The sequence below is a fragment of the Pseudidiomarina insulisalsae genome, assembly GCF_003987065.1.
In the GTDB taxonomy this organism is placed as follows: domain Bacteria; phylum Pseudomonadota; class Gammaproteobacteria; order Enterobacterales; family Alteromonadaceae; genus Pseudidiomarina; species Pseudidiomarina insulisalsae.
Window position 1 is genome coordinate 112,533 of the sequence record NZ_PIPY01000010.1, and the last position, 8,774, is coordinate 121,306.

The window sequence follows — 8,774 nt, forward strand, 5'->3', positions numbered from 1 at the left end:
TGAAAAGCCGATTACGAGTAAAATCTGCCCGCAACATTAACTCAGCTAGTGGAATGTTGCCATGCTACGAATCGCTCAAGAAGCTCTTACCTTTGACGACGTTTTACTCGTCCCCGGTCACTCGACTGTTTTACCTCATACTGCCGACCTGCGCACGCGTCTGACGCGCGGTATTGAAATGAATATCCCGATGGTCTCAGCGGCTATGGACACGGTTACTGAAGCAGCACTGGCGATTGCGCTGGCGCAGGAAGGCGGTATCGGCTTCATCCATAAAAATATGACTATTGCTGAGCAAGCTGCCCATGTACGTAAAGTGAAAAAGTACGAAAGTGGCATGGTCTCCGATCCAGTCACGGTAACACCGGACACGACCTTAGGCGAAATCCGCGCGTTAAGTGTTGAGCATGGCTTTCACGGATTTCCGGTGGTTGAAGAAAGTGGTGAACTGGTAGGTATTATCACCGGTCGTGATGCCCGTGCTGAAAGTGACAATAGTAAGCGCGTCGAAACCATCATGACGCCGAAACCGAACCTTATCACGGTAAAAGAAAGCGCCGATAGCGATGAGATTCTGGGTCTGATGCATAAACATCGCATCGAGAAAATCCTGGTGGTCGATGATGCCTTTCATCTGCGCGGCATGATCACCCTAAAAGATTTTACCAAAGCCGAAAATAAACCCAACGCCTGTAAAGATGAGCTGGGTCGTCTACGCGTGGGCGCCGCGGTAGGTGTCGGTCCGGGTACTGAAGAGCGCATTGCAGCACTGGTTGAGGCGGGCGTCGACGTTTTATTGATTGATACTTCTCACGGTCACTCGCAAGGGGTTATTGATCGGGTTGCCTATGTGCGTAAAGAATATCCGCAGTTGCAGCTGATCGCAGGTAACGTAGCGACCGGCGCAGGTGCAAAAGCATTGGCCGATGCGGGCGTTGATGCCGTGAAAGTAGGTATTGGCCCAGGTTCTATTTGTACTACCCGTATCGTGACGGGTTGTGGTGTACCGCAAATAACCGCCATTAGTGATGCTGTGGATGCCCTAAAAGGCACCGGAATTCCGGTCATCGCTGACGGCGGTATCCGCTTCTCCGGTGACATCGCCAAGGCGATTGCCGCTGGTGCAGACTGCGTGATGGTCGGCAGTATGCTGGCGGGTACCGAAGAGTCACCGGGCGAAGTTGAGTTGTATCAGGGTCGCTACTATAAATCTTACCGCGGTATGGGCAGCTTAGGCGCTATGAATCAGCGTCACGGCTCGTCTGATCGTTACTTCCAGGCTTCGAATGAAGCTGAGAAGCTGGTACCTGAAGGCATTGAAGGTCGTATCGCTTATAAAGGTCCAATTTCTGCCATTATTCATCAGCAAATGGGTGGCCTGCGCTCGGCCATGGGGCTGACTGGCTCGGCCACCATTAAAGAAATGCGTACCAAGCCGCAGTTTGTTCGCGTAACTGCTGCCGGAATGGGCGAATCACACGTGCACGATGTGCAAATCACCAAAGAAGCTCCAAACTACCGAATGGGTTAAGTCGACATGCAAGATATTCATGCGCATCGCATATTAATTTTAGATTTTGGTTCTCAGTATACGCAACTGATTGCACGCCGTATCCGTGAAATCGGTGTTTACTGTGAACTGTGGGCGTGGGACGTCGACGCTGAAGACATCAAGAACTTCAATCCGAACGGCATTATCTTGTCTGGCGGACCTGAGTCGGTAACGGAAGCGAACTCGCCACGCGCGCCGCAATACGTATTTGACGCTGGCGTGCCGGTGCTGGGTGTCTGCTACGGCATGCAGACCATGGCGGCACAGCTGGGTGGTAAAGTACAGGGTTCACTGGAGCGTGAGTTTGGTTACGCGCAGGTTGAGCGCATCGCGCCATGTCCGCTGTTCCATCATATTGAAGATGCCGTACACGAAAATGGCAATCCTCTACTGGATGTCTGGATGAGTCACGGTGACAAGGTCATCGAGGCGCCGGAAGGCTTTTCGATTGTCGCCCAGACCCCGACTTGTCCGATTGCCTCCATGGCTGATGATCAGCGCGATTTTTATGGCGTTCAGTTCCATCCCGAAGTCACGCACACCCGCCAGGGTATGCGCATGCTTGAGCACTTTGTAGTAGAGATTTGTGAGTGTGAAACCAACTGGACGGCGGCTCATATTATTGATGACGCAGTGGCGCGTATTCGTGAGCAGGTCGGTCAGAATAAAGTCGTTTTAGGTTTGTCAGGCGGTGTCGATAGCTCAGTGACCGCAATGCTATTACACCGCGCTATCGGCGATCAGTTGACCTGTGTCTTTGTCGATAACGGCTTATTGCGCTGGAAAGAAGCGGAACAGGTCATGGAAATGTTTGGCGATCATTACGGCCTGAACATTGTTCATGTTGACGCTGAAAACCGCTTTCTTGACGCCCTGGCGGGTGAGAATGATCCGGAAGCCAAGCGTAAAATCATCGGTCGTGTATTTATTGACATTTTCGACGAACAGGCGAGCAAAATTACCGATGTGTCGTTCCTGGCGCAGGGTACGATTTACCCGGATGTGATTGAGTCTGCGGGCTCAAAAACCGGGAAAGCGCATGTCATTAAGTCGCACCATAATGTTGGCGGTTTACCAGAGGACATGAAATTGCAGCTGGTCGAGCCGCTACGCGAATTATTTAAAGACGAAGTGCGTAAAATTGGCCTTGAATTAGGTCTGCCTTACGACATGTTGTATCGTCATCCGTTCCCGGGCCCTGGTCTTGGGGTGCGGGTACTGGCGGAAGTGAAAAAAGAGTACTGTGATTTGCTACGTCGTGCCGATCATATCTTTATCACCGAACTACGTAACGCAGGTTTGTACCATGAAGTAAGTCAGGCATTTGCGGTGTTTCTGCCGGTACGCTCGGTAGGTGTCATGGGCGATGCGCGTAAATATGACTGGGTGATTGCCTTAAGAGCTGTTGAGACTATTGACTTTATGACCGCTCGTTGGGCACATTTACCCTATGAACTACTGGAAAAAGTCTCAAATCGCATTATCAACGAAATCGATGGTATTTCGCGGGTGGTGTATGACATTTCAGGAAAGCCTCCTGCCACAATTGAGTGGGAGTAACTGAGGTGGCGCGTTGGCTTGCCTTGTTAGCCCTGGTGCTACTGGCTGGCTGCGCGCCGCAACCGCAGCCCGATCACCTAACTGAAATCAAGCAACGTGGTGTGCTGCGCGTAGGCACCTTGCTGGGCCCCACCACTTACTACCACGATTTTGAAAATGAAAGCGGCCTGGAGTACGCATTAGCCGCAACCTTTGCCGAACAGCTTGATGTTGAGCTGGAAATTGTTTCGCGCTTCAACGTCAACGACTTATTTGTGCTGCTGGATCAGCAGCAGGTCGATCTGGTCGCTGCCGGATTGGACCGTACCCCCCGTCGCGATCGCCGCTATCGGTTTGGTCCCCCCTATCAGGAAGTCGCCCAACGTCTGGTGTATCGCCAGGGCTCACGTGAACGCCCCCGTGACTGGAGTCAGGTGGACGGCGAGATAGTTGTCGTGGCGGGTAGCAGCCACCATGACTGGTTGCAGCGCAATGCGAAAGACTATCCTGGGTTACGCTGGCGGGCAACGAATGAACATGATGCGACCGAGTTATTACGCGCGGTGATTGATGGTGAGATTGCTTACACTATTGCCGACAGTAATATCCTTGATATGCAGCGTCGTTATTTTCCAAATATAAGTGTGGCATTTACCGTGCGTGATGACCTCGATATCAGCTGGATGTTGGCGCCCGGGCGTGACGGCTCGCTGTATGCTGAGGTGATTCGTTTTTTTGGTGAGTTACGCCAGTCAGGCGAACTGGCACAGCTGGTCGATCGTCACTTTGGCCATGTCGCACAGTTTAACTACGTCGATACCAGCCTTTTTATTGAAGCCGTGCAGACCACTTTGCCGAAATACCGTGACTATTTCGTGGAACATTCAGGTCGTCTGGACTGGCGCCTGCTGGCCGCTATTGCCTATCAGGAAAGTCTGTGGAATCCCCGTGCGGTGTCACCGACTGGAGTGCGCGGTCTAATGATGCTTACGTTGCCGACCGCCGCGCAGATGGGCGTGAGCAGTCGTCTGAACCCCGAGGAGAGCATTCGTGGTGGCGCCCGTTATTTCGAGCGTATGCTTGACACGATTCCTGCTCGTATTCCCGAACCTGACCGCACCTGGTTTGCGCTGGCCGCCTATAACATAGGTTATGGGCATCTTGAAGATGCGCGGGTGTTGACTGAACGGCAGGGCGGCGACCCGGATCGCTGGATTGACGTGCGAAAACGTCTACCTTTATTACGGCAGAAAAAATACTACCGGCAGACCCGTTATGGTTTTGCCCGGGGTGATGAACCGGTGCGATATGTAGGAAACATTCGGCGCTACTATGACACTCTGGTTTGGTTGGATGAACGAGGACGCATTCCAGCGCAACCGCTTGATATATCACTCCCCCGCGGAAGTGGTGATGAGGCTCCCTAATGCGTAATACAAAGCGACTGGTTCCGCATGCCCGGCGACGGGCGTGGTTACGAAAGCAACGCCACTTAAAAAATGATCGCCGCCAGAAATGGTTTCGGTTATGTGAAAAAGAAGATTAAACCTTTATAATACGCGGCTGCAAAAGTCGTTTAAGACAGCCACCGCCAACCTGGAGAATGATCTGTGGAGATAGTACGCGGCGCCCCAGCCCTATCTGAATTTCGAACGGAAAAGTTATTGCAGCGCCTGCATCAGGCCGACGTGCCAGCGCAGGATATCTACGCTGAATACATGCATTTCGTTGAGCTAAATGCCCCTTTGAATGACAAGGAGCAGCGCGTTCTCATCAAGCTTTTAACCTACGGACCGGCACTGGCGCAGCATCTGCCCAAAGGCCAGTTATTGCTAGTCACACCGCGCCGCGGCACCATTTCTCCATGGTCGTCAAAGGCGACTGATATTGCTCATAATTGTGGTCTCGATCAGGTCCGTCGTATTGAGCGAGGTATCGCTTATTATCTTACTGGTGATTTCACCGCTGACCAGTTGGAACAAGCTCGGGCAGTCCTCCACGACCGCATGACTGAAACTGTCATGGATGCCATTCAACAAGCTGAAAAACTCTTTTACGAAGCTGAGCCGGCAATGTTGTCATCTGTCGATTTGCTAGCCGGCGGCCGTGAGGCTTTGCAACGGGCCAACATCGAAATGGGGCTGGCGTTGGCCGATGATGAGATTGATTACCTGTACCAGAACTTCAACGCGCTTGGACGTAATCCTAACGATATTGAACTGTATATGTTCGCTCAGGCTAACTCTGAGCATTGCCGACATAAGATTTTCAATGCCGACTGGACGATTGATGGTAAAGAGCAGATCAAATCGCTGTTCAAAATGATCAAAAACACCTTTGAGGCCACGCCTGATCATGTGTTGTCAGCCTATAAAGATAATGCTGCCGTAATGGTCGGTTCAGAAGCGGGGCGCTTCTATCCCTACCCGGCGGGCGCACCGGCGGCGGGCGAGTACAGTTATTTCCACGAGCCGATACATATTCTGATGAAGGTGGAAACTCATAACCACCCAACAGCCATTTCGCCGTTTCCGGGCGCCGCAACTGGCTCGGGCGGTGAGATCCGTGACGAGGGCGCCACCGGCCGCGGCGCGAAGCCGAAGGCCGGTTTGGTCGGTTTCAGTGTTTCCAATCTACGTATTCCGGGCTATGAACAACCATGGGAAGAGGACTTCGGCAAACCTGACCGTATTGTTACGGCACTGGAAATTATGCTTGAAGGACCCCTTGGTGGCGCAGCGTTTAACAACGAATTCGGGCGCCCGGCACTTACCGGTTATTTCCGTACCTTTGAAGAGCGGGTGAACAGCCATAATGGCGAAGAGATCCGTGGGTATCATAAGCCGATTATGATTGCCGGTGGTATGGGTAATATCCGCGAGAGCCATGTCGAAAAGGGTGAGATTCCGGTAGGTGCCAAACTGGTGGTGCTCGGTGGCCCGGCGATGAACATCGGTCTTGGGGGCGGCGCGGCATCATCCATGACCTCAGGAACCTCAAGTGAAGATCTGGACTTTGCTTCTGTTCAGCGTGATAACCCGGAAATGGAACGCCGTTGCCAGGAAGTTATCGATCGTTGCTGGCAGTTAGGCGATAAGAACCCTATCGCTTTTATTCACGACGTTGGTGCGGGCGGTCTGTCGAACGCCATGCCGGAGTTGGTGAGCGATGGCGGCCGCGGCGGTAAGTTTGAGCTGCGCAAAATACCGAACGATGAGCCCGGCATGTCGCCACTGGCGATTTGGTGTAATGAGTCGCAGGAACGCTACGTGCTGGCGATAGCCACAGAGCGGATGGATACTTTTGCCGCGCTGTGTGAGCGCGAGCGTGCGCCGTATGCGGTCATCGGTGAAGCAACCGAAGAAGAGCATCTGACGCTCACTGATTCACACTTTAATAATACGCCGATCGATCTGCCGCTGAATGTGCTGCTTGGCAAACCGCCGAAAATGCATCGTGACGTGCAGTCGAAAAAAGCAGAAGGTGCCGAGCTGGCAACCGCTGATATTTCACTGGAAGAGGCCGCAGAACGTTTGTTACGACTGCCGGCAATTGCTGAGAAAACCTTCCTGATTACCATCGGCGATCGTACGGTGACCGGTCTGGTCGCGCGTGATCAGATGGTGGGTCCGTGGCAGATTCCGGTTGCGGACGTGGCCGTGACCGCGGCAAGCTATGACAGCTACGCGGGTGAGGCGATGGCGATGGGTGAGCGTACGCCGTTGGCGTTACTGGATTTCGCGGCGTCAGCAAAAATGGCGGTCGGTGAAGCCTTAACCAATATCGCCGCTGCGGATATTGGCGATCTGAAACATATTAAATTGTCGGCCAACTGGATGGCTGCGGCCGGCCATCCGGGCGAGGATGCTGGATTATACGAAGCAGTTAAAGCTGTGGGTGAGGACCTATGCCCAGCCTTGGGACTGACGATTCCTGTGGGTAAAGACTCCATGTCGATGAAAACCCAGTGGCAGCAAAATGGTGAACACAAGGCCGTTACTGCGCCGTTAAGCCTCGTAATTACCGCATTTGGCCGGGTGCGTGATGTGCGTCGTACCCTAACGCCGCAATTGCGCACTGATAAGGGCGAAACCAAACTGATTCTTATCGATTTGGGCGCGGGTAAAGCACGCTTAGGTGGCTCCGCGCTGGCGCAAGTGTATCGACAGTTGGGTAAAACCACACCAACGGTTGATAACGCCGAGCATCTGGCGGGCTTTTTCAACGCCACGCAAAAACTGTTACGCGACAAAAAACTGCTGGCCTATCATGACCGTTCTGACGGTGGCCTGTTTGTCACTGTGGCAGAGATGGCATTTGCCGGTAACTGTGGTGCCAATGTGCGCCTGGACAATCTACATGAACTTGACCTTGCTGCGCTGTACAGTGAAGAACTGGGTGCTGTCATTCAGGTACGCGCCGAGGACGTTGACAAGGTACTCGCCACTTATGCAGACGCTGGCCTGGAAGCTATGGCCCACGTCATCGGTGATGTGACCAGTGAGGACGTACTGCAGTTTAGTCGCGACGGCAAAGTGGTACTGACGCATAGCCGTAGCCACTACCGCAAAGTATGGGCAGAAACGACCCATAAAATGCAGCGTCTACGTGATAACCCGGCTTGTGCGGATGAAGAGTTTGCATTGAAGCAAGACCCGCAAAACACCGGCCTGTTCGCCGATTTAAGCTTTGATGCCAGCGAAGACGTGGCCGCACCTTACATCAATACCGGCCGCGATCCGGTTATCGCGGTATTACGTGAGCAAGGAGTCAACTCGCATGTCGAGATGGCCGCAGCCTTTGACCGCGCAGGTTTTGCCGCTATTGACGTGCACATGAGCGATATTCTCAGTGGCCGCGTGAGTCTTGAGAAGTTCAACGGTCTGGTAGCTTGTGGCGGTTTCTCTTACGGTGACGTGTTGGGTGCCGGTGAAGGTTGGGCGAAATCTATTCTGTTTAACCCGCGTGCCCGTGATGAGTTCGCAAGCTTCTTTGAGCGGGAAAAAACCTTCGCGCTGGGTGTGTGTAATGGCTGTCAGATGCTTTCGAACCTGCGTGATCTGATCCCTGGCGCAGAAGCCTGGCCACATTTTGTGACCAACCGTTCAGAGCGTTTCGAAGCACGCTTCAGCATGGTTGAAGTACAATCGAGTCCGTCACTGTTCTTCAAGGGCATGGAAGGCTCGAAGATGCCGATTGCGGTGTCACACGGTGAAGGCCGCGCTGAGTTTAAGGGCAACAATCTGGCTGCGGTCAATGAGCAAGGCCTGGTGGCGCTGCGCTACATCACTGCCAATGGCAGCATCGCCAGCCAGTATCCGGCCAACCCGAATGGCTCGCCAGAGGGGATTACCGGTTTAACCACCGCAGATGGTCGGGTGTCTATTATGATGCCGCACCCTGAGCGCGTGTTCCGTACCGTAGCCAACAGCTGGCATCCGGATGAGTGGGGCGAGGACAGCCCGTGGATGCGCATGTTCCGTAATGCGCGGGTGTATCTGGGCTAAGCACTGCCAGAGGACGCTTTGCAGGTATAAAAAAAACCGGCGTGAAGCCTAATGCCGATCAGTTAAGAAATATTTTAGCGATCGCTTGACCGATCCTCCCAATAGATCAGAATCCGTAGTTAGTTAACACTGGCTACGGATTTTTTTATGCAACTTACTACAGCGCTGGCAATGGC

The 8,774-nt window shown here is 53.2% G+C and carries 4 protein-coding genes; all 4 read left to right on the forward strand.

The features are described 5' to 3' along the window. The first annotated feature begins 61 nt into the window (after window positions 1-61). The 4 genes from guaB to purL all read left to right on the forward strand — a co-directional run bounded on the left by guaB (window position 62) and on the right by purL (window position 8,598). Window positions 62-1,531, forward strand: a complete 1,470-nt coding sequence (gene guaB, locus CWI71_RS10215) for an IMP dehydrogenase (protein ID WP_126755164.1) — start codon at window positions 62-64, stop codon at window positions 1,529-1,531. Window positions 1,532-1,537: 6 nt separating this feature from the next. After that, window positions 1,538-3,112: a glutamine-hydrolyzing GMP synthase gene (gene guaA, locus CWI71_RS10220; RefSeq protein ID WP_126755165.1), complete on the forward strand. Its 1,575-nt coding sequence runs from the start codon at window positions 1,538-1,540 to the stop codon at window positions 3,110-3,112. 5 nt (window positions 3,113-3,117) lie between these two features. Beyond that, window positions 3,118-4,518, forward strand: a complete 1,401-nt coding sequence (gene mltF / locus CWI71_RS10225) for a membrane-bound lytic murein transglycosylase MltF (RefSeq protein WP_420849302.1) — start codon at window positions 3,118-3,120, stop codon at window positions 4,516-4,518. Between the two features lie 183 nt (window positions 4,519-4,701). Continuing rightward, window positions 4,702-8,598 carry a phosphoribosylformylglycinamidine synthase gene (gene purL, locus CWI71_RS10230; protein WP_126755167.1) on the forward strand — a complete coding sequence of 1,299 codons (3,897 nt, stop codon included), beginning with the start codon at window positions 4,702-4,704 and terminating at the stop codon, window positions 8,596-8,598. Window positions 8,599-8,774: the final 176 nt, after the last annotated feature.

Bases quoted from the DNA above. Each gene is read 5' to 3' on its own strand.
- guaB (WP_126755164.1), top strand. From the start codon at position 62: ATGCTACGAATCGCTCAAGAAGCTCTTACCTTTGACGACGTTTTACTC.
- guaA (WP_126755165.1), top strand. From the start codon at position 1,538: ATGCAAGATATTCATGCGCATCGCATATTAATTTTAGATTTTGGTTCT.